Source organism: Micromonospora parva (assembly GCF_000718515.1).
Lineage (GTDB): Bacteria > Actinomycetota > Actinomycetes > Mycobacteriales > Micromonosporaceae > Micromonospora > Micromonospora parva.
In genome coordinates, this window is sequence record NZ_JNZS01000019.1 from 1 (window position 1) to 23353 (window position 23353).

Genomic DNA, 23353 nt, shown 5'->3' on the forward strand with positions numbered 1-23353 from the left:
GGCTCGTGTTGATCAAGAGGTTTCGGTCACCGGAAGCCGGTTTTCTGACGCAAACCTCTTGATCAACGCGCGGTGGGGCGGGGCAGGGGTTAGGGGAGGGGGAGGATTAGGCAGGTGCTGGTGGCGTGGGCTGTCAGGCGGCCGGCGGCGTCGGTGATGCGGGCCTCGGCCAGGGCCGTGCGGCGGCCGCGTTGCAGCACCGTGCCCTCGCAGCGCAGGGCGCCGCTGGCGACGGTGACCGGGCGGAGGAACTTCACGTTGAGGTCCAGCGACGTGTAGCCGACGCCGGCCGGCAGGGTGGTGTGCACGGCGCACGCCGCGGCGGTGTCCAGCAGCGTGGAGAGCACGCCACCGTGGACGCTGCCGAGCGGGTTGTAGTGGAACTCCTGCGGGGTCAGTTCAACCGCGACCCGACCCTCGTCGGCTTCCATCCGGCTCATGTCGAGAAGGTGCATCACCGGCGGCGCGGCCAGTTCACCGGCGATCATCGCCCGGAGCATGTCCAGGCCGCTGCGTTGACCGACCTGGGCGGCGTTGACCGACGGGTCCGCCCAGGTGAAGGTACGGCTGCGCGCTGGTTCCTGCGTCTGCGTCATGGACGCAGCCTGGCAGCCGGTTGCTGAGTCTGTCAACGAGACTTAGCCTGGTCGGATGCGACCCGCGGCTCTGGACTGGTCAGTGGAGAACTGCACCATCGCCCGCGCGATGGAGATCCTCGGTGAGCGGTGGACGCTGGTGGTCCTGCGCGAGGTGTTCACCGGCGTACGCCGCTTCGACGACATGCGGGTGCGGACCGGCATTCCGCGCCAGGTGCTGACCAACCGGCTCGCCAGCCTGGTGGAGCAGGGCGTGCTCAGTCGCGAGCCGTACCGGGAGCCCGGCAGTCGCCTGCGCCACGAGTACCGCCTGACGGAGAAGGGTCTGGACCTGTGGCCGGTGCTGGTCGCCGTCCTCGGCTGGGGTGACCGGTACCTCGCCGACGCGGACGGCCCACCGCTGAGCGTCACCCACCGCGACTGCGGCGCCGAGGTACACGCCGAGTTGCGCTGCGCCGACGGGCACGACGTCGGTCGGCCACGCGACGTGGTGCCCCGCCCGGGTCCCGGTGCCCGTCGCCGTACCCCCTGACCGACGGCGCCCGTCGCGCCGCGTGCCCCCACGCGCCGCGCCCCCCACGCGCCGCGCCCCCACGCGGCCCGCTCATCACGCGGCGCGCTCACCGGGCCGCGCTCATCACCCGGCGCTCGCCGTCGTGCCCGTCGCGGCGGGCGGTGCGCGCCGCGCCCGGTGCGCGGCGCGCATCGATGATTGTTCACTTCCTGATGGGCCGGGCGTCGGTCGGGTGTGACGGTGCCTGTTCACCAGCGTGTCGAGGGTGTTGCGGCCGTGTGGCCGATCAAGGACGGTGAATTCGGGCGAATCCAAGCCTTGTTAATGATCTTAAGTATGTGAATACTTCAGTCTCAGCCGGCCGGTTTCCCCAGATCGGCCGGGTTGCCCTCGGGTCAGCCGCCCCCGGCGAGACCCGCTCCCCCGCCCAGGAGGTTGTTACATGCGACCCACGAGGTCCTCATTCCGTGTTGCGGCTACCGTCGCCGTTTCCGGAACCCTGGTCGTCGGCTCGCTGATCGGTGCGCCGGCTCAGGCCGCTCCCGCCGCGTCGCCCGATGCCGCCGCCGCGATCGCCGCGGAACTCGGCGACCGCTCCGCCGGCTCGTACATCGACGCCAGCGGCAAGTCCGTCGTCACGGTGACCGACGCGGCCGCCGCCAGCAAGGCCAGCAAGGCCGGCGCCGTCGTCCGCTACGTCACCCGCGGCGCGGCCGAGCTCAACCGGGCCACCGCCGACCTGGAGCGCTCCGCCAAGATCCCCGGCACCGCCTGGTGGAGCGACCCGGTCACCAACCAGGTCGTCGTCTCCGTCGACAGCACCGTCACCGGGGCCAAGCTGGAGCGGGTCAAGGCCGCCGCCGCGCGGGCCAACGGCGCGGTCCGGGTCGAGGCCGAGGCGGGCGTGCTGAGCACCCGCATCTCCGGTGGTCAGGCCATCTACGCCGGTGGCGGCGGGCGTTGCTCGCTCGGCTTCAACGTGCGCAGCGGCAGCACCTACTCGTTCCTGACGGCCGGGCACTGCACCAACATCTCGTCGAGCTGGTACTCGAACTCCGCCCAGACCGCGCTGCTGGGTACCCGTACCGGCACCAGCTTCCCGGGCAACGACTACGGCATCGTGCGGCACAACAACTCGGCCAACGCGGCCGGCAACGTGTCCCTCTACAACGGCAGCTTCCGGGACATCACCGGCGCCGGCAACGCGTCCGTCGGCCAGGCGGTGCAGCGCTCCGGCAGCACCACCGGCCTGCGCAGCGGCTCGGTGACCGCCACCAACGCCACTGTGAACTACGCCGAGGGTTCGGTCTCCGGCCTGATCCGCACCAACGTCTGCGCCGAGCCTGGCGACAGCGGCGGCTCGCTCTTCGCCAACACCACCGCGCTGGGCCTGACCTCCGGTGGTAGCGGCAACTGCCGCACCGGCGGCACGACCTTCTTCCAGCCGGTCACCGAGGCGCTCAGCCGCTACGGCGTCAGCGTCTTCTGATCCACGCACCGCTCGCGGGCCGCCGGAACACTCCGGCGGCCCGCGTCGCGTTCACGGCCACCGGACCCCGCCGACACCGGCGAACGCGTCGGCGGTCAGCCGGGACCGGACGGTCTCGGCCGCAGCCGGGAGAACAGCACGGCGGCCAGCGGTGCGCCCGCCTCGGCGGCCGCCGCCAGCCGCTCGGTCAACCCGATCCACGCCCCGTCGGTGAAGAACTCGACGCCGAACCAGCCGACCAGGCCGAGCAGGACCGCCGCCGCGGCGAGCGCCACCCGGCGTACGGGAGCCGGCCCGTCCTGCGGCCGATGGCGGTGCTCCCGGGCGAGGGGCGACGCGGCGCGACGGGGCACCGCCAGGGCCGGCCAGACGGCCAACGCGCCGAACGCCACCCCGGCGGCCACGACGTGCGTCGTCGAACTGCCCGTCGCGTTCTGCGGGAACACGGCCACCAGCACCGTCGCCAGCCCGCCCAACCCGAGCAGCCCGCGGCCCGCCCGTGCGGCGCTGACCAGGCCGAGCGCGGTCGTCAGGTGACAGAGGCCCAGGCCCGCCAGCCCGATCGTCATGATCCAGCGATGGTCCGCGCCGGTGGCGGCGAGCGCGCTGATGGTCTGCCGCACCGGGTCGAACCCGTCGGCCTGGGCGGCCTGCGCCACCGTCCAGCCGCCGATGAGGAACAGCGGTGCGCCGGCGGCCGACAGCAGAGCCCAACGGGGAACGGCGGACATCGGGCGATCGTAGCGGTACGACCGGCGCGGTTCCCGGGCCGCGCGGTCCGGGCAGACGGACGACGCCGAGGGCGCCGCCCGTCGACGGGCTGAAGCCCCCACCGACCACGCGGGGGCAGCGACGTCAGACCGGGCGGGGCGGCGGCGACGCCGGCTCACGTCCATCGGCGACGTCAGACCGGGGGCGGTGGCGACGCCAGCTCAGGTCCGGCGGCGACTCACGGCAGCCGGTCGGGTCGCCCGGGGGTCGGCCCGCTCGGGGGTCCGAGTGGATCCGGGGGTACGACGCCGATGGTCGGCAGGTCCGGGCCCACCCGTACGGTGCCGTCGGCCGACCAGGCGAGGTGCGCCCGCCGGGCGGAGAGGAGCGCCAGCAGCGGCCAGAGGGAGACCGCCACCGCCGTCACCCGCTCGGCCAATCCGGTACGGGACCCGCTGGTCACCTCGAACGCGCACCAGCCGAAGAGCGCGAGCAGCACGAGCGTGGCGCTCAACCCCACCGAACCGCGGAACGCCCAGGGTGGCTCCGGCCGGTCGGGGTGTTCGGTGTCGTGGCCGCGCGGCAGCCGCAGCGCCGAACCGGCCGGCCAGAGCACCAGGGCGAGGACGGCCACCGTCGCCGTGACGCCGTGGCTGACCGAGCCGCCGACCGGCGGCCGGGGGAAGGCGACGAGCGCGATGGTGGCCACCCCGCCGATCGCGAGCAGGAAGCGGCTGGGCAGCCCGGCCGCGTGCAGGACGGCGGCGACGGACAGGTAGCAGCAGCCGAGCAGCACCAGGGCCACCACCATGATCCAGGCGTCGGTGGCGTCCTGCCCCGCCAGCTCGCTGATGGTGTCCCGGACCGGGTCGTACCCGACGGGCTGTCGGGCCTGGGCCACCGTCCAACCGGCCACCAGCAACACGGGCGCCGCCGCCCCCGTGGCGACGGCCCAGTTCGGTACGGGCCGCATTTCGCCACGTTAACCGCCGCGGCTGCCGGGGGAGTCGGGTTCGCCGGTCCACCCCACCAGCGAATCGTGCCGGCCTGCCGGGTGCCCGGAGGCGGGGCGGCCACCCCTGACAGAATGCGGGTGAGGACTGTTCCACGATGAGGAGTTGCCAGCCGTGATCCGTACCCACAATGCCGGAAGCCTGCGCGCCGCGGACGCCGGCTCGACGGTGACGCTCGCCGGCTGGGTGGCCCGCCGCCGCGACCACGGCGGGGTCATCTTCGTCGACCTGCGCGACGGTTCCGGTGTTGTCCAGGTGGTGTTCCGCGAGGAGGACGCGCACGCGCTGCGCAACGAGTTCTGCGTGAAGGTCGTCGGCGAGGTGACCCGCCGTCCGGCCGGCAACGAGAACCCGGAGCTGCCCACCGGTGAGGTCGAGGTGACAGCCGCCGAGCTGGAGGTGCTCTCCGAGGCGGCGCCGCTGCCACTGCCGGTGGACGACCAGATCGAGGCCGGCGACGACATCCGACTCCGGTACCGCTACCTGGACCTGCGGCGCAGCGGCCCGGCGAACGCGCTGCGGCTGCGCTCGCGCGCCAGCCAGCTCGCTCGGGGTGTGCTGCACGAGCGGGACTTCCTGGAGATCGAGACCCCGACGCTGACCCGTTCGACGCCCGAGGGCGCCCGCGACTTCCTGGTGCCGGTGCGCCTGCAGCCCGGCAGCTGGTACGCGCTGCCGCAGTCGCCGCAGCTGTTCAAGCAGCTGCTGATGGTCGGCGGCATGGAGCGGTACTACCAGATCGCCCGCTGCTACCGCGACGAGGACTTCCGCGCCGACCGGCAGCCGGAGTTCACCCAGCTCGACATCGAGATGTCGTTCGTCACCGAGGACGACGTGATCGACCTCGGCGAGGCGATCGTCTCGGCGCTGTGGAAGGACCTGGCCGGGCACGAGATCAGCCGGCCGATCCCGCGGATCACCTGGCACGACGCGATGGCCCGGTACGGCTCGGACAAGCCGGACCTGCGCTACGGCGTCGAGCTGACCGAGTTGACCGAGTACCTGCGCGGCACCGAGTTCCGGGTGTTCGCCGGGGCGATCGACGCGGGCGGCTACGTCGGCGCGGTGGTCATGCCGGGCGGCGCGGCGCAGAGCCGCAAGGAGCTGGACGGCTGGCAGGACTGGGCGAAGGCGCGGGGCGCGCGCGGCCTGGCGTACGTGGTGCTGGACGCCGAGACCGGCGAGGCGCGCGGCCCGGTGGCGAAGAACCTCTCCGCCGAGCACCTGGGCGGGCTCGCCGACGCGGTCGGCGCCAAGCCGGGCGACGCGGTCTTCTTCGCGGCGAGCGCCACCACCCGGGAGGCGCAGGAGCTGCTCGGGGCGGCCCGGGTCGAGATCGCCAAGCGGTCCGGCCTGATCGACGAGAGCGCCTGGGCGTTCTGCTGGGTGGTCGACGCGCCGATGTTCGAGCGCACTGACGAGGGTGGCTGGACGGCCGTGCACCACCCGTTCACCTCGCCGAACGCGGAGTGGGTGGACCGGTTCGAGGAGGCTCCGGACCGGGCACTGGCGTACGCGTACGACATCGTCTGCAACGGCAACGAGATCGGCGGCGGGTCGATCCGTATCCACCGGGGTGACGTGCAGAAGCGGGTCTTCGACCTGCTCGGCATCACCGCCGAGGAGGCGCAGGACAAGTTCGGCTTCCTGCTGGAGGCGTTCAAGTACGGCGCCCCGCCGCACGGCGGTATCGCCTTCGGCTGGGACCGGGTCTGCATGTTGCTCGCCGGCGCGGACTCGATCCGTGAGGTCATCGCGTTCCCGAAGACCCGGGGCGGCTTCGACCCGCTGACCAGTGCTCCCACCCCGATCACCGCCCAGCAGCGCGCCGAGGCCGGCATCGACGCCAAGCCCAAGCCGCCCGCGACGGCCCACGCGGGAACGGCCGGCCCGGCAGCCCCGGTGGCCGACCCGGTCTGACCCCCTTCGCGCCGTCGATCATGGGGTTGACGGGCCCGCGCCACGGCGTGTCGCTCGTTAACCTCATGATCGACGTCGGCGGCGGCAGGGGAGTGGGCTGGGATGCGGGTGCTTGTTGTCGGGGGTAGTGGGTTACTCGGGCGGTCGGTTTGTCGGCGGGGCCTCGGGCTTGGTTGGTCAGTTGTTGGGACGTTCTACTCCGGTGAGATCGACGTGCCGGGTGTCGAGGCGCGTCGGCTGGACGTGACCGACCGGGCCGCCGTGCGTGCGCTGGTCGCCCAGGTGCGGCCGGACGCCGTGGTCGGGACCCCCTATCGGTACGAGGACTGGGCGGTCACCGCCGACGGGGCCGCGCACGTGGCGCTCGCCGCCGCCGAGGTGGGTGCCCGGCTGGTGCACCTGTCCAGCGATGCGCTGCACGCCGGACGACCCGTGCCGTACCTCGACGACGAGCCACCCACGCCGGTGCACGCGTACGGGGCTGCGAAGGCCGCCGCCGAGACCGCCGTGCGGGCGATCGACCCCGGCGCGGCGGTGGTGCGGACCTCGCTGATCGTGGGGGAGGGCAGCAAGCAGATCCAGCTCTGCCGGGACGCGCTCGCCGGCCGGGCCACCCTGTTCAGCGACGAGCTGCGCTGCCCGATCGACGTCACCGACCTGGCTGACGCCGTGCTGGAGCTGGTCGTCTCGTCGTACGCCGGTCTGCTCAACGTGGCCGGCGCGGACGCGGTCAGCCGGGTCGAGCTGGGTCTGCTGGTCGCCGAGCGGTACGGCCTGGATCCGGCCGGGTTGAAGAGCACCACCAGCGCGAGCAGCGGTCTGGTCCGTCCCCTTGACGTACGCCTGGACTCCACCCGTGCGGCCGGCCTGCTGCGCACCCGACTGCGCGGGGTACGCGACGTTCTCGCCCGCTGATTGCTGCACACTTCCTATGCACAACTATTGTGCATAGGAAGTGTGCAGAGGTAGTGTGCAGTCATGGAGAACGATGGAGACGCTCCGCGGGCGGCGCTACGTGAGGTCCGCATCGACAAGAGGCAGGTCCGGGTCCTGGCACACCCGCTGCGAATGCGGCTGGTTGGCGCCCTGCGAGTGAAGGGGCCCGCCACCGCCACCACCCTCGCCGAGCTGCTCGGCACCAACACCGGCGCGACCAGCTACCACCTGCGCCAACTCGCCGAGGTCGGGCTCGTCGTCGAGGTTCCCGACCGGGGCAGCGGGCGGCAACGCTGGTGGCAGGCGGCGCACGACGTCACCAACTGGGAGCCGAGCGACTTCGACGACGACCCCGACGCCCGGGCCGCGATCGAGTGGATCCAGGGCGACCAGGTGCGTCTGCTCGCCGAGACCGCCGAGCGCTGGTTCGCCACCCAGCACGAGTGGTCACCCGCCTGGCGGGACGGCTTCGGCATGGGCGACATCTTCATGACCATCCCGCCGGCCCGCCTGGAGGAACTCAAGGCGGAGGTGTGGCAGGTGCTCGAGCGCTACCACCGCGAGGCCGAGCCCGACGCCGCCGCCGACCCGGAGGCCCGCCCGGTGCAGGTCTTCCTGGCCGCCTACCCCCTGCGCGACGGTCTCCAGTGAGCGCGAGGAGTGAGCCGGGTCTGCGAGCCCCGCAGTCGCGAACGGAAGGTGGCTGGGTGAGCGCGAGGAGTGAGCCGGGTCTGCGAGCCCCGCAGTCGCTGACGGAGGTGGTGTCATGACCGCGTTGACCGTACGCCAGGTGCGGCGTCGTTACCTCACGCTCTACGGCCTGCGCTGGCTGCCCACCGGTCTGATGATCCCGGTCATGGTCCTGCTGATGCAGGAGCGCGGCCTGTCGCTGCCGCAGATCGGCCTGGTCTATACGGCGCAGGGCCTGCTGGTCCTGGCACTGGAACTGCCCACCGGCGGTTTCGCCGACGCCCTCGGTCGCCGTCCGGTGCTGATCGTCGCCGGGGCGCTCAGCCTGGTCTCGTTGTCGTTGTTCGCGGTGGCCGACTCGTTCTGGATGTTCTTCCTGGTCTACGCCGTGCAGGGGGTCTACCGGGCGCTGGACAGCGGCCCGCTGGAGTCCTGGTACGTCGACGCCACACTGGCCGCCGACCCGACCGCCGAGTACGAGCGGGGCCTCGGGCACGCGGGCGCCGTCTCCGGTGCGGCGATCGGCGGCGGCGCGCTGATCGGCGGTGGCCTCGTCGCGCTGGGCCCGATGGGGCCGATCAGTGCGCTCACCGTGCCCGTGCTGGCCGCGATCGTCGCGCAGGCGCTGGCGCTGGTCGCGTTGCTCGCCCTGCTGGTCGAGCGGCGGCCGGCCACCGGATTCGTCGCCGTGCGGGCCTCGGTGGCCCAGGCGCCCCGGATGATCGGCGAGGCGATCGGGCTGCTGCGCCGGTCCCGCGTTCTGCTGGCCCTGGTGTCCGTCGAGCTGTTCTGGGGCTTCGGCATGATCACCTTCGAGTCGCTGCTGCCGGTGCGACTCGCCGAGGTGGTCGGCGACCCGGAACGCGCCGCCGCCCTGCTCGGGCCGGCCAGCTCGGCCGCCTGGCTCGCCTCGGCTGCCGGTGCGGCGCTGACCCCGCTGCTGCTGCGCTGGTTCGGCGCGGCACCCAGTGCGGCCCTGCTGCGCATCCTCCAGGGTGTGACGGTGGTCGGGATGGGGCTGTTCGCCGGGCCGGTCGGCGTGCTGATCGCGTATCTGGCCTGCTACAGCGTGCACGGCGCGTCCAACCCGCTGCACAGTGGGCTGCTGCACCGGCAGGTCGACGGCCCGTACCGGACCAGCGTGCTCTCGCTGAACTCGATGATGGCGCAGCCGGCCGCCGCGCTCGGCGGGGTGGTGCTCACCGCGCTCGCCGCCAGCACCAGCATCAGCACCGCGATGGTGGTCGGCGCTGTGGTGTTGGCCGTCGCCGCCCCGCTCTACCTGCCCGCCTGGCTTGCCGGCCGTCGGGCCGCACCCGCCGTCGAGCCGACCGCGGTCCCGGTACCCGCCGCCGACCGTTAGCGACGATCCCTCGCCTGGCCGGCCGAAACGCCGGTCAGGCGAGGCGGACCGAGCTGAGCGGCAGGGTGTGGGTGAAGCCGAGCCGACGGTAGAGCCGGGCCGCGCCGACGTTGTGGGTGTAGACGCCGAGCCCCACGGTGTCGTGGCGCGCCAGCAGCGCCCGGGTCATCCCCGCGGTCAGGGACGCGCCCAGCCCTCGACCTCGTTGGTCGGGGGCGACGGTCAGGCCGGCGAGGAAGCCGATGTCACCCTGGCTGCGGTCCGCGCCGCACGCCACCAACCGGTCGCCGGCCCGGATGCCGTACCAGTCCACCACCCGTGGGTCTCCCGGGCGGGAGGTGCTGCTGGGGAACGACTGTTCGACCAGCGCCGCCAGCGCCGGCTGGTCGGCGTCGGTGAGGCGTACCACCGACTGCTCGTCCGGCTGCGTCGGCGGCGACGCGTCGGTCCAGTGGAAGTCCCAGTCGCTGTGCTCGGCCACCGCCAACCGGTCGGCCAGCAGAGCGCGATCGTGTCGCGGCAGGTGCAGCCGTTGTCCGGGCTGGAGCAACCCGTCGGCGGCGAGCGCGACACAGATCTCCAGCGCCGGTTCGGCCGGGCCGATCGCGCAGCCGACCGGTCCGTGCTCGGGCGGGACCAGCCACAGCACGGCGCCATCGCGCCGGTACGCGCGGGCCGGCACGGCCCCCCGGAGCGCGTGCCGGGCGAACGGGTGATGGCCGACGGCGGCCAGGATGGCGCTCCGGTCCTGGAGCCCCCGGTCGTCGATGATCATGCGGTTCAGCCTAGGAGGCCGGGGGTGGAACGTCCGCGCCGGGCCGGCGCGGGGTAGCCACCTCCACCGTGGAGATTGGCGAGTCGACCGATTGGGTACATCACGCGCCGACCTACTGGGAACCCCCACCGGAGGACCGACATGCTCGCCATTCTCGCGGCCATCGTCTTTGGCTTTGCCCTGCTGCTCGACCTGCTCGACACCAACTTCGGCGCACCCGACCTGTTCAACTGGAACACCCTGGTGCTCATCGGACTACTCCTGCTCTCGCTCTACCTGGCCGGCGTGGGCAGCGGCCCGCGCGGCGGTGGCGGCGGTGGCGGTGGCCGCTGGTACCGGGGTCGTCGCCCCGGGCGTGGCTGACCGGAACCGATCACTGGCAGCGGGCCCACGGCGCGATTCCGGCGTCGTGGGCCCGGCCCGGTACTGTCTTCGTGATGGAGTCCGACGCCCTCTTCTCCCTCGGTGAACCGACCGGGTCGCGCAGCGCGCCCGACGGTCCCGCCGGTGTCGACGGCTTCACCGCGGTGGCCGACGATTCGCCCCTGCCGGTCCGGATGCGCCCGGTCACCCTCGACGAGTTGGTCGGGCAGGAGCACCTGCTCGCTCCCGGTGCACCGCTGCGGCAACTGGTCTCCGGCGGGGCGCCGATGTCGGTGATCCTCTGGGGTCCGCCGGGCAGCGGCAAGACCACCATCGCGCACCTGGTGGCCGGGGCCACCGACCGCCGCTTCGTGGCCATGTCGGCGCTCTCCGCCGGGGTGAAGGACGTCCGGGCGGTGATCGAGACGGCCCGCCGCCAGCGCCGTTCCGGCGGCCCGCAGACAGTGCTCTTCATCGACGAGGTGCACCGGTTCAGCAAGACCCAACAGGATTCGCTGCTCGCCGCCGTCGAGGACCGCACTGTCACCCTCCTGGCGGCGACCACCGAGAACCCGTACTTCTCGGTCATCTCACCGTTGCTGTCGCGGTGCGTGCTGCTCACCCTGCAACCGTTGGACGACGAGGCGGTGCGGGGCCTGCTGCGCCGCGCGGTCGCCGACAAGCGCGGCCTGGACGGTGCGCTGACCCTCACCACCGAGGCCGAGGACCACCTGGTCCGGCTGGCCGCCGGTGACGTCCGCAAGGCCCTCACCGCCCTGGAGGCGGCGGCGGCCTCCGCCACGGCCCTCGGCGGCGGGCGGATCGACCTGGCCACCGCCGAGCAGGCGGTCGACGTGGCGGCGGTGCGCTACGACCGCGACGGCGACGCCCACTACGACGTGGTCAGCGCCTTCATCAAGAGCATGCGCGGCTCGGACGTGGACGCCGCGGTGCACTGGCTGGCCCGCATGCTGGTCGCCGGTGAGGACGCCCGCTTCATCGCCCGTCGCCTGGTCATCTTCGCCAGCGAGGACGTGGGCATGGCCGACCCGACCGCGTTGAGCGTCGCCACCGCCGCCGCGCACGCTGTCGAGTACGTGGGCCTGCCCGAAGCGCAGCTCAACCTGGCCCAGGCGGTGATCCACCTGGCCACCGCGCCGAAGTCGAACTCGGCCACCACCGCCATCGGCGCCGCGATCGCCGACGTCCGGGCCGGTCGCGGTGGCCCGGTGCCCCGGGGGCTGCGCGACGCGCACTACGCCGGTGCGCGTGGGTTGGGCCACGGGACCGGCTACCGCTACCCGCACGACGACCAGCGCGGCGTGGTCACCCAGCAGTACGTTCCGGACGACCTGGTGGGCACCGACTACTACCAGCCCAGCCCACACGGCGCGGAGCGGTCGGTGGCCGGCCGGCTGCCGCTGCTGCGCCGGATCGTGCGTGGTCTGCCGGCCCCGGCCGCGCGGCCGACGCCGGCATCCGAGCCGTCCGTAACGGCGCAGAACGCGCCAGCGCTATCCCCGGGGGTCGCCCGTCCGACGACGGACACGGGTGCCCCCGGCATGATGCAGGACAGCGGCACCGACGCCGCAGGAGAGGGTCAACAGTGAGATCGCGTGGTGGGGACCGCCCGGACGAGGGCCCGGACGAGCGGCGCGATCCGCGTGCCAAGACCCGCCGGTGGGGTCGTGGCCGGGCGGCCGAGCCGGAGCCGGAGGAGCCGGTCGCCGGCGAGGAGTTCGGCTGGATCGACGACCTGCGCTCGGCCAAGCAGCAACGCACCGAGCTGGGCCCGGACGGCGCACCGGCGGAGCCGAACCGCCCCCGGGGCGGCATGCCGCCCGCAGACCCGGCCGGGCCGCCGGCCCAGGCCGCCCCGCGTACGCCGGCAGAGCCGCCCGGTGCGCGCGGCGGTGGGCCGGAGGCCTCGGCGCCGCCGACCCCGCGTCAGGGTGAGCCGGGCGTCGCCGCCCGTCGACCGGTCGACGGCCCCTGGCCGGGGGAGACGCCGCCAGCGGGCCGCCGCCCGGATGACCGGCCATCCGCCCCGGTCCCCGGCGCACCCGGGCAGCCACCGCGCCGAGGCGTGCAGCCGGTGCCGGGCGCCCGCGCCGCCGTACCGCCGTCTCCACCCACCGCCCGCCCGGGCGGGGGTGACCCGACCGGCCCGCAGGGGCCTCGCCCGGCACCCGACGTGCCCGGCGGCCCGGCTCGTTCTCGCGGTGCGGCGGCCCCTCCGGGCCCACCCGTGGGCCCACCGGTCTCCGGCGCGCCGGCCGGTCGTCGTCCGGACGCCGCTGTGGCGCCGGGCCGTCGTCCGGACACCGCCGGGCCCGGCGGACATCCCGACGCGATGCCGCCGCTGCGCCGTCCGGACGCCGGCCCGCCGGTCCGCCGACCCGGCCCGGAGCAGCCGGTCGAACCTGGCCGTGCCCGGCCGACCGCCGACGGCATGCCCGCCGGTCGACGTGCCGCCGGCCCGACACCCGACCCGGCGCGGGCCGCCGGAGCACCCACCGCTGGCGGGCCGACCCGCTTCGACGGCGCGCCGGTTGGCGCGGTGCCGCCGACCGTGGACGGCCCGCGGCCCGACCCCGCCGTTGATCTTGGGCCGCGCGCCGCCCGGCGTCGTCCGGGCCCGGGCGACCCCGGCGCCCCCGAGCCCGTCGAACGGCCCGCCGCCGAACGTCCCCGTCCGGCAGCCGGCGGGCGTCGCCGCGCCGCGGAACCCGACGAGCCAGCGGTGCCCCGCTCGGGCAACGCGCCACCGGTGCCCCGTGCGGGCGAGGCGCCACCGGTGCCCCGCTCCGGAAACGCGCCGCCCGTGCCCCGTGCGGGCGAGGCGCCGCCCGGGCCCCGCTCGGGCAGCGCGTCGTCGATGCCCGAGGCGCCCGGCGCACACAGCGGCGCCCATCCCACCGTGAGCCCCGCCGACGGCACCGGTCGGCGTCGGGTCGTCTCCGACGAACCGGAACGCCGAACGCCACCCGGTGGCGAACCCCGCGTGGACCGGCCGGAGCGGCCGGCGGACTGGCTGCGCCAGGCCGGCCGGCTGCCGCACACCGACCCGGGCCTGCCGGTGGTCAACCGCCGCGAGGGCAGCCCGCCGGCCGGAAGTCGCCGTCCGGCGTCGCCCACCGGGCCGGGAGAGCACGCCGACCAGGCGTCCGGTCGCCTCGCCGTGCCGGACCCGGCCGCCGACCGCACCGCCGCTCGCCGGCCCGCCGGCCCGCCGGTCGACCCGGGCGCCGACGCACCGACCGGTCGTCGCGCCGTCCGGCCCGATCCGCTGGGGTCCACCGGAGAGCAGGCGTCGCCCTATCCGCCGGCCCCCGGCGAGCGGACCGCCCGTGGTCGGGGCGCCGCGGCCGTACCCACTCCCGACCCCACCGTCCGGCGTGGCCGGGCCGCGGCGGGGCCCGGTCCGGACGCACCGCCCACGGCGGACCCGACCGGCCGCCGACGTCGTCCGGCAGCCGAGCCCGGCCCCGACGGTACGGCCGGTCCCGGTCGACCCGGGCCGGCCAACGACACCGGCGAGGACCCCTACGGCGGTGGACGACCCGCCCCCGGCGTCGGTCCCGCGGCGAGGGGCGCCGCCCGCTCCACCCCACCCGGCCGGGCGAGGCCCATCCCCGGCGACGCGCCGGCACCCGGCACCGGGCGTCGGGGCGTTGACGGCCCAGCGCGCCCCGGCCCGGGTGTCGAGGCGGCCCCCCGGGACGCGACCCGTCCGGACGGTCCGGCTCGCGCGGCGGTGCCGCCGGGCGTGGACGGTCCGCCACGCTCACGTCCCGACGGTCCGGCTCGCGCCGCCGTCCGTCCCCCCGGCGTGCAGCCGCCCACCGACGAGCGGACCACCGGTGAGCCGGGGCCGGCGGGTCCGGCCCGTGGCGGTGCGTCGGTGGGCCGGCCCGCGCCGGCCGACCGTGCCGCCGGGCGGGCCCTGCCCCCGCATCGGGAGCCCGGCCGTGCCGAGCCGAGCGGTGTCGCGCCGGTGCCACCGCCCGGACGTGCCGGTGAGCCCGTCGGCGTGGCGCGCGCCACCGTGGTGGTGCCCTCCGCGTCCGGTCCGGTCGACCGGCCGGCGCCGGAGCCCACCGACGGACCGGCGCTGCGCGCGGCTGGCCAGGACGTGCCGGACGACGATGCCGCGCGGGGTGCCCGTTCCGAGGAACGCCGGCAGACCCGGGAACGACGCCGCCTCCGCGCGGCGGTGTTGGTGCTGGTCAGTGTCGTGCTGCTCGGCGCGGTGCCGCTCTTCTTCGGCCTCCGGACGCTGAGCCGTGACCCGGTCTTTGACAACCTGGACCAGCTCAACGTGCCCGGTTGGGCGGCCGCGAAGACCGTCGACGACGTCAGCGGCAGCCGGTGGTGCCTGATCGACTGCCGGTTGCGGGAGCGGACCGTGACCTCGGAGAAGGCGCCCGAGGAGACCGCGCGGGTCTACGAGGACGCGCTGCGTGCGGACGGGTGGCGGCCGTGGAAGGTGAGCCGCTGCCCGGAGCAGCAGACGAAGGGCAGCTACACCTGCTGGCGTCGCGACGAGCTGACCCTCGACCTGTGGGTCCGCGAGCCGACCTGCGTGCCACCGCCGGTGGACGGCGAGCCGGCAGTCGTGCCGTCCGGAGACCCGTCGGCCGCTGCGACCGAGTGCACCGGCTCGTTGGTGTCGGTGAAGGTGCGCAATGCGATCGACGACGAGCGGACCAGACCGCAGCCGACCACCGACCCGTCACTGACCGGTGAGGATCCGTTCCCCACTGTCAGTGCGGATCCGCTGGGCGAGCTGACACCCTCACCGTCCTGAGCCGGTCTCCATCACGGACGGTAGGGTCTGGGGCTGGCGGGCACGCCCGCCGTCGGTCAACGCCGACGGCTCGGCGGTCGGCCCGGGTGTCATGGTGGTGCGTTCCGAGGACGTCGGGTCCTGCGGAACTCTGCATGAGGAGGACAGGCATGGGCGACATTGGAGCGATCGCGGCGCTGATCGCGGCATCCGCGTTCGCGGTGCTGGTGCTCATCCTGACGCTGCCCATCCTGCGGCTGCGGCACACGGTTGACGCCACCACTCGCATGATCAACGACCTCAACGATCGGACCGCGCCGCTGCTCGGCGACGTGAACACCACTGTGAAGAACGTCAACACCGCGCTGGAGCAGGTGCAGACCTCGCTCGACGGGGTGAACCTGCAGTTGGCGAAGGTCGACACCATGACCAGTCACGCGCAGAACGTCACCGCCAACGTCGCCAACCTGGCCACCGTCGTCTCCGCCGCGGCCGCCAACCCGTTGGTCAAGGTGGCCGCGTTCGGCTACGGCGTGCGGAAGGCCGCCGCCGGCCGCCGGCACGCCGAGACCGAGCGCCAGGTGCGCGACACCATCAAGCAGCAGCGACGGGCCGCGCGACGCGGCAACAGCTGACCGGCCGGACCAGGGGGGTAGCGGGACATGAAGCGCTTGTTCTGGCTCGGCGTCGGGGTGGCCGTCGGCGTGATCGTGGTGCGTCGGGCGACCCGGACCGCGCAGGCGTACACGCCGGCCGGCATCGCCAGCTCGCTGACGGAATCCGCTGGCGGCCTCGTTGAGTCGCTGCGTAGTTTCGTGGAGGACGTCCGGGTCGGGATGGCCGAACGCGAGCAGGAGATCCACCAGGCGTTCGCCCAGGGCGAGGCGTTCGACGATCAGTTCGCCGACCTGCGGGAAGACCCGCGGATCGGCGATCGAGAAATCTTTCCGGAGGAACACCAGCGATGAAGACGGCGGAGATCAAGCGGCGGTACCTCGCGCACTTCGAGGCGAATGGCCACACCGTGGTGCCGTCCGCTCCGCTGCCCGCCATCAGCGACCCGAACCTGCTGTTCGTCAACGCCGGCATGGTGCAGTTCGTCCCGTACTTCCTGGGTCAGCAGACTCCCGCGTACCAGCGGGCGGTCAGCGTGCAGAAGTGCATCCGCACCCCGGACATCGACGAGGTCGGCAAGACCAGCCGGCACGGCACGTTCTTCCAGATGAACGGCAACTTCTCCTTCGGTGACTACTTCAAGGCCGGGGCGATCCCCCTGGCGTGGGAGTTGTCCACGAAGCCGATCGCCGAGGGTGGTTACGGGCTCGATCCGGATCGGATCTGGCCGACGATCTACCTCGACGACGACGAGGCGTACGAGATCTGGCGGTCGGTGGGCGTGCCCGCCGAGCGGATCGTCCGCCGGGGCAAGGCGGACAACTTCTGGTCGATGGGCATCCCCGGGCCGTGCGGCCCGTCGTCGGAGCTGTTCTACGACCGGGGCCCGGAGTACGGCCGTGAGGGCGGGCCGGCGGTCGACGAGGACCGCTACATGGAGTACTGGAATCTCGTCTTCATGCAGTTCGAGCGGGGCCCTGGTACCACCAAGGAGGACTACCCGATCCTGGGTGACCTGCCGGCGAAGAACATCGACACCGGCATGGGCCTGGAGCGGATGGCCTCGATCCTGCAGGGCGTCGACAACCTGTACGAGATCGACGAGGTCCGGCCGATCCTGACCCGGGCGGCGGAGCTGACCGGTAAGCGGTACGGCGCGCACTCCGGGCACGTGGCCAGCGAGTCGCACCCGGACGACGTCCGGCTGCGGGTGATCGCCGATCACGTTCGGACGGCGTTGATGCTGATCGGCGACGGGGTGACCCCGTCGAACGAGGGTCGCGGGTACGTGCTGCGCCGGATCATGCGTCGGGCGATCCGGTCGATCCGGCTGCTCGGCTGGCAGGACCGGGCGCTGCCCGAGCTGCTGCCGGTGGCCCGCGACTGCATGTCCCCGTCGTACCCGGAGCTGGCGACCGACTTCGACCGGATCGCGGATTACGCGTACGCGGAGGAGGAGGCGTTCCTGTCCACCCTGCGCGCCGGCACCACGATCCTGGACACCGCGATCGCGGAGACCCGCACGGCGGGCGGCTCCGCGCTGTCCGGTGCGAAGGCGTTCCAGCTGCACGACACGTACGGCTTCCCGATCGATCTGACCCTGGAGATCGCTGCCGAGCAGGGCCTCACTGTCGACGACGAGGGTTTCCGGCGGCTGATGGCCGACCAGCGGACCCGGGCGAAGGCGGACGCGCAGGCCCGCAAGACGGGGCACGTGGACCTGTCGGCGTACCGTTCGGTGCTCGACGCGGGTGGGCCGGTGACGTTCACCGGGTACAGCGAGGTGTCCCGCGAGTCGACGGTGCGGGCGCTGCTCGGCGCCGACGGCCCGCGCCAGGCGGCGACCGAGGGTGACACCATTGAGTTGGTGCTGGACACCACCCCGTTCTACGCCGAGGGCGGTGGCCAGCAGCCCGACCAGGGCATGATCACGGTCGGTGGCGGGCAGGTCGAGGTGCTCGACGTGCAGCAGCCGGTGCCCGGCCTGATCGTGCACCGGGCCCGGGTGATCCGGGGTGAGGTGCGCGCCGGTGAGGCCGGCTTCGCCGAGATCGACACGACCCGGCGGCGGGCGATCTCCCGGTCGCACACCGCCACCCACCTGGTGCACCAGACGATGCGGAACTTCCTCGGTGAGTCGGCCACCCAGGCCGGGTCGCTGAACGCCCCCGGTCGGCTCCGGTTCGACTTCAACACCCCGACGGGGGTGTCGCCGAGCGTCCTGCGTGACGTGGAGCAGCAGGTCAACGAGGTGCTGCTGGCCGACCTGGAGGTGCACGCCTTCATCACCTCGTTGGACGAGGCGCGGCGGATCGGCGCGATGGCGCTGTTCGGCGAGAAGTACGGCGAGGAGGTGCGGGTCGTCGAGGTGGGTGACTACGCCCGGGAGCTGTGCGGCGGCACGCACGTGGCCCGCTCGGCCCAGCTCGGCCTCGTGAAGATCCTCTCCGAGTCGTCGATCGGTTCCGGTGTCCGCCGGGTCGAGGCGCTGGTCGGCATGGACGCGTTCGGTTTCCTAGCCAAGGAGCACCTGCTGGTCTCCCGGTTGGCCGAGCTGTACCGGGTGCCCAACGACCAGGTCGCCGACCGGGTGGAGCAGACCGTCACCCAGCTGCGCGACGCCGAGAAGGAGCTGGAGAAGCTGCGCGCCCAGCTGGTGCTGGGTGGCGCGGCGGCGCTCGCGGCCCAGGCCAAGGACGTGCGCGGGGTCGCGTACGTGGGCACCGAGGCGCCGGAGGGCGCGGCCGGCAACGACGTGCGCACCCTGGCCCAGGAGATCCGCGGCAAGATCGACCCGGCGCGGCCGGCGGTGGTCGCGGTGGCGGCCCGGTCGAACGGCAAGGCGTCCCTGGTGGTGGCGGTCAACGCGGCGGCGCGCGGTCGGGGCCTCGCGGCGTCGGATCTGGTGAAGGCGGCGTTCTCGGGGCGCGGCGGTGGCAGTCCGGACCTGGCGCAGGGCGGCGGTCTGCCCGCGGCCGAGGCGCCGAACCTGCTGCTCACCGTCGAGAAGGCGATCACCGAGGCGTGATCAATCATTACTGTGGGTCAGGGCGGGCCATCTGGTCCGCCCTGGTTCGTACCTGGCCGGTGGTGACCGTCGGTGGCTGAGCTGACGCGTGGGGTGCGGATCGGCGTGGATGTCGGTCAGGTGCGGGTGGGTGTCTCCCGCTCGGACCCGGACGGGATCCTGGCGACGCCGCTGGTCACCCTGGCCCGTGACCTCACGGCGGGGCCGGACGCGGTGCCGAGCGACCTCGCCGAGCTGGCCGCGTTGGTGGCCGAGCACGAGGCGGTGGGGGTTGTCGTCGGCCTTCCGGTCAACCTCGCCGGCAAGCACGGCCCTGCGGCCGCCCACGTGAAGGCGTACGCTGACCGACTGGTCGATGTGATAGCGCCTGTCCCGGTAACGCTCACTGACGAGAGGATGTCGACCGTGGTCGCTTCTCGTAGGCTTGCCGAGCGTGGCGTCCGAGGTAAACGTCAACGTGCGGTTGTCGATCAGGCGGCCGCGGTGGAGATCCTGCAGAGCTGGCTGGACGCGCAGCGGAGGCGGACGTAATGATCGACGATCTGGACCTTGGGTTCGACGAGCCGGAGCGGGGGGAGAAGGGTCGGCACCGGCGCGGCTTCCGCAAGCGCAAGAGCGGGTCCGGCGGCGGCCGGGGCAAGACATTCCTGGCACTGCTGATGGCCCTGGTCCTGCTGGGCGCGATCGGCGGCGGCGCGTTCTACGGCTTCGACCGGATCCAGAACTACTTCGTCACCCCCGACTACGACGGCGGCGGGGCCGGTGAGATCACCGTCGAGATCAAGAACGGCGCGCTGCTCGCCGACATGGCCGACGCCCTGGTGGCGGCCGATGTGGTGAAGAGCCAGAAGGCCTTCATCGAGGCGGCCGAGGCCGAGTCGCGCAGCAAGAACATCCAGCCGGGCACGTACAAGCTGCGCAAGCAGATGAGCGGTGAGAACGCCGTCGCCGCGATGCTCGACCTGAAGAACAAGATCGTCAACGGGTTGACGATCCCCGAGGGCCGCACGAGCTTCAACATCTACAAGCTGCTCTCCGAGAAGACCAAGATCCCGGTCAAGGACTTCCAGGCCGCCGCGAAGGACCCGGAGGCGCTCGGCGTCCCGGACTGGTGGTTCAAGCGCGACGACGGCAAGAAGATCGTCAAGTCCGTCGAGGGCTTCCTCTTCCCGGACACCTACGAGATTCCGCCGAAGTCCACCGCGGAGAGCATCCTCAAGCTGATGGTGAATCGCTTCCTCTCCGTCACCGGGGAGATGAAGTTCGCCGACCAGGTGCAGGAGAAGCGCAAGGTCAGCCCGTACGAGGCACTGATCGTGGCCTCACTGGCCCAGGCCGAGGCGGGCAACAAGGACGACCTGGGCAAGGTAGCCCGGGTGGCCTACAACCGGGCGTACGGCGAGTTCAACTGCAACTGCCTGGAGATGGACGTCACCGTCAACTACTACCTCGAGTCGATCGGCAAGCCGACCAAGTCGTCCAAGCAGATGACCGCGGCCGAGCTGGACGACCCGAAGAACCCGTACAACCGCAAGCTGCGGGGCATGATCCCCACCCCGATCAACAACCCCGGCAAGGAGGCCCTGGAAGGGGCGATGAACACGCCGCCGGGCAAGTGGCTCTACTTCGTGGCCATCGACAAGGAGGGCCACTCCGAGTTCGCCGAGACGTACGAGCAGCACCAGCGCAACGAGGCCAAGGCCCGGGAGGCCGGGATCATCTGATGGCGCTCAGGCGGCGGGCGGCGGTGCTCGGCAAACCGATCGCGCACTCCCTCTCCCCGGTGATCCACAACGCCGGCTACGCGGCGGCGGGACTGACCGGGTGGTCGTACACCCGGATCGAGTGCGCGGCGGCGGAGCTGCCGAATCTGGTCGTCGGCCTGGGCCCGGAGTGGGCCGGGTTGTCGGTGACCATGCCGGGCAAGGAGGCGGCGCTCGCGGTGGCCGACGCCGCCTCGCCGGTCGCCGCCGCCGTCGGCGCGGCCAACACGTTGGTACGCCGTCCGGACGGCTCCTGGTACGCGGACAACACCGACGTCGCCGGCATGGTGCACGTCCTCACCGACGCCGGGGTGAGTGCCGGTGCCGCCGTGACGGTGCTCGGTGCCGGTGGGACGGCCCGCGCCGCGCTCGCCGCCGCCGCGCAGCTGGCCTGCTCGGCGGTGACGGTGGTGGCCCGCCGACCGGAGGCGGTCGACGAGCTACGGCCGGTGGCCGACGCCGTGGGTGTCACGCTGACGCCCGCCCCATGGGCCGATGCGCCCCGGCACCTCTCGACCGCCGACGTGGTCGTCTCCACAGTGCCGAAGGGCGTCGCCGACCCGCTGGCCGGCGCGGTGGCCTGGCGGCCGGGCACTGTGCTCTTCGACGCGCTCTACGACCCGTGGCCGACGCCGCTGGCGACCGCCGCCGACGCGGCCGGCTGCCGGATCGTCTCGGGCCTGGATCTGTTGCTGGCCCAGGCGGTCGGGCAGTTCGAGCAGTTCACCGGCGTGGTCGCGCCGAGGGCGGCGATGGCCGCCGCGCTGGCGGCGGCTCGCGCCGGCTGAAGCGTCCACACCTTAGCTGACGGTTAAGACGCGCTTACGGAAAACTGTCCTACCTGCGACCTGTGCTGGTCATCGATACGCTGCTCACCGTTATGGACGCAGACACAGGGAGTTTCCTTGACCAGGCACGGACTGCACCGCATCACCCGGTTCCGTTCCGGACCCCGGCGTAAGGCGATTGCCATCGGCGTGGTCGGCGGTTCGGTGGTGGCCGGCATCGTGGCGACCATGATGCCGCTGCTGGCCAGCGACGACCTGTCGATCCGGGCGGCGGCGGACACCACCGCGACCGCGGTGACGCAGGACGGTGACAACGCGGCCAAGACGACCCTCGCGACCTGCGCGACGCGCTGCGACGGCAACCCGCGCGGTGGTCGCGAGGCGGTCATCGAGTTCGCGGTGACCACCGTGCCGGCCGCCGCGGTCAACGTCCGGGCGACGCTGCGGATGCACGCCTGGCAGCAGTTCGCCGCCACGGTGACGGCGCACGCGTCGCCGTTGAGTGCCCGCGAGTCGCGGCCTCCGCTGACGCCGGCCGGCGCCGCGCTGGACAGCGTGACCAGCGTGTCCAAGGGCGTCAACGAGTGGGACGTCTCCAAGCTGGTCACCGGCAACGGCACCTGGACGGTCTCGCTGGCGCAGAGCGGCCTGGAGAGCCGGATCTACTGGGCGTCGGTCGAGAACCGCAACCCGGACCTGCGACCCAGCCTGGTGATCAGCTACGACCTCGGGTCCCGGCCGTCGCCGGTGACGACCACCCGGCCGGCGCCGCCGCCGGCGCCGAGCGTGTCACCGACCACCGCCGCGCCGAAGCCGTCGCCGACCGTCGCCCCGACCCGGACGGCGACCCCGAGCCCCACCGGCACCCTGCCGGCCGGCAAGTGTGGGTCCGTCTCGGACAAGCTCGTCCCGTCCTGTGGCGCCTGGTGGGGCATGTACTCGCCGGCCGGAGCGGCCGGCGGCTGGGACCACGGCAAGGCCGTCGCGGACGTGGAGGCGCAGGTCGGGCGCAAGTTCGACATCGTGCACCGCTACCACGACTTCTCCAACTCGGGCAGCAACGGCGCCTTCCCCGACGTGTACGAACAGCAGCAGATGCGCGAAGGCCGTCTGATGTTCTTCGCCTGGGAGTCCCGCGACTTCTCCGCCGGCACGACCCTCAAGTGGTCCGATGTCTACGGAGGCAAGCAGGACGCGACGATCGACGCGGTCGCCGGCCGGATCCGGGCCGCCGGCGTACCGGTGTTCATCGGCTTCGACCACGAGCCGGAGGACGAGCCGAACAAGGGCAGCGACGCCGACTTCGTACGGGCCTGGCGCTACGTCCACGAGCGGTTCGCCAGCGCCGGCGCGACCAACGCGGTCTGGGTCTGGACGATGATGGGCTGGTCGGGGCACTACTCCCGGTACGCCGGCCTGTACCCCGGTGACCGGTACGTCGACTGGGTCGCCTACGACCCGTACAACTTCCACGTCTGCAACGGCAGCACGGTGTGGAAGAGCCCGAGCACGACGATCGGTGGCTTCTACCGTTGGCTGGACGACAACGGCATCGGCGCCGGCAAGCCCCGGATGCTCGCCGAGTTCGGCACCAACTTCAACTCCGCCGACCCGGGCGCCAAGCAGCGCTGGTTCCAGGAGTTCCCGGCGGCGTTGAAGGCGCACCCGAAGATCAAGGCGGCCATCTACTTCAACTCGGCCGGTATGACCAGCCGCACGTCGACCTGTGACATGACGATGAACCACGACGCCGCGGCGGTGGCGGGCTTCACGCAGGCCGGCAAGGACTCCTACCTGCGGCAACCCACCGGAGGTAGCCGCTGACGACCCGAATGAACTGACCGGACGGCGTTCGCCGGGGGGTCGCGCAACCGATCCTCCGGCGTTCTGTCGGCTTGCGGATTCATGCACCGCCCAATCGGCGGATTTTGTTAACCAGGCTGGACGAGGCACGCTACCTCGGGTTCTCATCCAATCTGGAGGCGCAGCGTGCCCATACT

19 protein-coding genes and 1 pseudogene are annotated in these 23353 nt (G+C 73.0%); 16 read left to right on the forward strand and 4 right to left on the reverse strand.

Features of this window, described 5'->3' with window-relative positions; genetic code table 11:
* Nucleotides 1-89 precede the first annotated feature (89 nt).
* Nucleotides 90-596: a PaaI family thioesterase gene (locus IF22_RS0123735; RefSeq protein WP_030335578.1), complete on the reverse strand. Its 507-nt coding sequence runs from the start codon at nucleotides 594-596 to the stop codon at nucleotides 90-92.
* 55 nt (nucleotides 597-651) lie between these two features.
* On the opposite strand from IF22_RS0123735, the gene IF22_RS0123740 reads away from it, so the two are divergent.
* Both IF22_RS0123740 and IF22_RS0123745 read left to right on the forward strand, forming a co-directional pair.
* A complete protein-coding gene (locus tag IF22_RS0123740; RefSeq protein ID WP_030335580.1) occupies nucleotides 652-1128 on the forward strand; it encodes a winged helix-turn-helix transcriptional regulator in 477 nt (158 codons plus the stop codon).
* 424 nt (nucleotides 1129-1552) lie between these two features.
* On the forward strand, nucleotides 1553-2599 hold the full coding sequence (locus tag IF22_RS0123745; protein WP_030335581.1) for a S1 family peptidase: 1047 nt from the start codon (nucleotides 1553-1555) through the stop codon (nucleotides 2597-2599).
* A 95-nt stretch (nucleotides 2600-2694) separates the two neighbouring features.
* Here the strand turns inward: IF22_RS0123745 and IF22_RS33970 are convergent, their stop codons facing one another.
* Nucleotides 2695-3330, reverse strand: coding sequence for a DUF998 domain-containing protein (locus IF22_RS33970; protein WP_051708746.1), 636 nt, complete (start codon nucleotides 3328-3330; stop codon nucleotides 2695-2697).
* Between the two features lie 218 nt (nucleotides 3331-3548).
* Nucleotides 3549-4283, reverse strand: coding sequence for a DUF998 domain-containing protein (locus tag IF22_RS0123755; RefSeq protein ID WP_030335585.1), 735 nt, complete (start codon nucleotides 4281-4283; stop codon nucleotides 3549-3551).
* Between the two features lie 154 nt (nucleotides 4284-4437).
* Between IF22_RS0123755 and aspS the strand changes: the two genes are divergently transcribed.
* From aspS to IF22_RS0123775, 4 genes and pseudogenes are all read left to right on the forward strand, one after another.
* The gene (aspS, locus tag IF22_RS0123760; protein WP_030335587.1) at nucleotides 4438-6243 is read left to right on the forward strand and encodes an aspartate--tRNA ligase; all 1806 of its coding nucleotides are present in this window, start codon (nucleotides 4438-4440) and stop codon (nucleotides 6241-6243) included.
* Nucleotides 6244-6345: 102 nt separating this feature from the next.
* A complete protein-coding gene (locus IF22_RS0123765; protein WP_030335590.1) occupies nucleotides 6346-7158 on the forward strand; it encodes an SDR family oxidoreductase in 813 nt (270 codons plus the stop codon).
* Nucleotides 7159-7221: 63 nt separating this feature from the next.
* Nucleotides 7222-7830, forward strand: a complete 609-nt coding sequence (locus tag IF22_RS0123770) for an ArsR/SmtB family transcription factor (protein ID WP_030335592.1) — start codon at nucleotides 7222-7224, stop codon at nucleotides 7828-7830.
* A gap of 115 nt (nucleotides 7831-7945) precedes the next feature.
* Nucleotides 7946-9266: pseudogene (locus IF22_RS0123775) on the forward strand (MFS transporter); the annotation flags it as partial.
* Here the strand turns inward: IF22_RS0123775 and IF22_RS0123780 are convergent.
* Nucleotides 9267-10007 carry a GNAT family N-acetyltransferase gene (locus tag IF22_RS0123780; RefSeq protein ID WP_030335595.1) on the reverse strand — a complete coding sequence of 247 codons (741 nt, stop codon included), beginning with the start codon at nucleotides 10005-10007 and terminating at the stop codon, nucleotides 9267-9269.
* A 141-nt stretch (nucleotides 10008-10148) separates the two neighbouring features.
* Here IF22_RS0123780 and IF22_RS0123785 point away from each other — a divergent pair, with 141 nt between their 5' ends.
* From IF22_RS0123785 to IF22_RS36220, 10 genes are all read left to right on the forward strand, one after another.
* Nucleotides 10149-10370, forward strand: coding sequence for a hypothetical protein (locus tag IF22_RS0123785; protein ID WP_030335598.1), 222 nt, complete (start codon nucleotides 10149-10151; stop codon nucleotides 10368-10370).
* Between the two features lie 74 nt (nucleotides 10371-10444).
* Nucleotides 10445-11980, forward strand: coding sequence for a replication-associated recombination protein A (locus tag IF22_RS0123790; RefSeq protein ID WP_030335599.1), 1536 nt, complete (start codon nucleotides 10445-10447; stop codon nucleotides 11978-11980).
* A 2525-nt stretch (nucleotides 11981-14505) separates the two neighbouring features.
* Nucleotides 14506-15180, forward strand: a complete 675-nt coding sequence (locus IF22_RS0123795) for a hypothetical protein (protein WP_030335601.1) — start codon at nucleotides 14506-14508, stop codon at nucleotides 15178-15180.
* Nucleotides 15181-15329: 149 nt separating this feature from the next.
* Nucleotides 15330-15794: a DUF948 domain-containing protein gene (locus IF22_RS0123800; RefSeq protein WP_030335603.1), complete on the forward strand. Its 465-nt coding sequence runs from the start codon at nucleotides 15330-15332 to the stop codon at nucleotides 15792-15794.
* A gap of 27 nt (nucleotides 15795-15821) precedes the next feature.
* Nucleotides 15822-16127 (forward strand): hypothetical protein, encoded by a 306-nt coding sequence (locus IF22_RS0123805; protein ID WP_030335605.1) that lies wholly within the window; start codon nucleotides 15822-15824, stop codon nucleotides 16125-16127.
* A complete protein-coding gene (alaS, locus tag IF22_RS0123810; protein ID WP_030335607.1) occupies nucleotides 16124-18802 on the forward strand; it encodes an alanine--tRNA ligase in 2679 nt (892 codons plus the stop codon). The genes IF22_RS0123805 and alaS overlap by 4 nt, the downstream gene beginning before the upstream one ends.
* Before the next feature lie 72 nt (nucleotides 18803-18874).
* Nucleotides 18875-19333, forward strand: a complete 459-nt coding sequence (ruvX, locus tag IF22_RS0123815; protein WP_030335609.1) for a Holliday junction resolvase RuvX — start codon at nucleotides 18875-18877, stop codon at nucleotides 19331-19333.
* Nucleotides 19333-20526, forward strand: a complete 1194-nt coding sequence (gene mltG, locus IF22_RS0123820; protein ID WP_030335611.1) for an endolytic transglycosylase MltG — start codon at nucleotides 19333-19335, stop codon at nucleotides 20524-20526. Before ruvX ends, mltG begins: the two co-directional genes overlap by 1 nt.
* A complete protein-coding gene (locus tag IF22_RS0123825; RefSeq protein WP_030335613.1) occupies nucleotides 20526-21353 on the forward strand; it encodes a shikimate dehydrogenase in 828 nt (275 codons plus the stop codon). Before mltG ends, IF22_RS0123825 begins: the two co-directional genes overlap by 1 nt.
* A gap of 117 nt (nucleotides 21354-21470) precedes the next feature.
* Nucleotides 21471-23177, forward strand: coding sequence for a glycoside hydrolase (locus IF22_RS36220; RefSeq protein WP_030335615.1), 1707 nt, complete (start codon nucleotides 21471-21473; stop codon nucleotides 23175-23177).
* Nucleotides 23178-23353 lie beyond the last annotated feature (176 nt).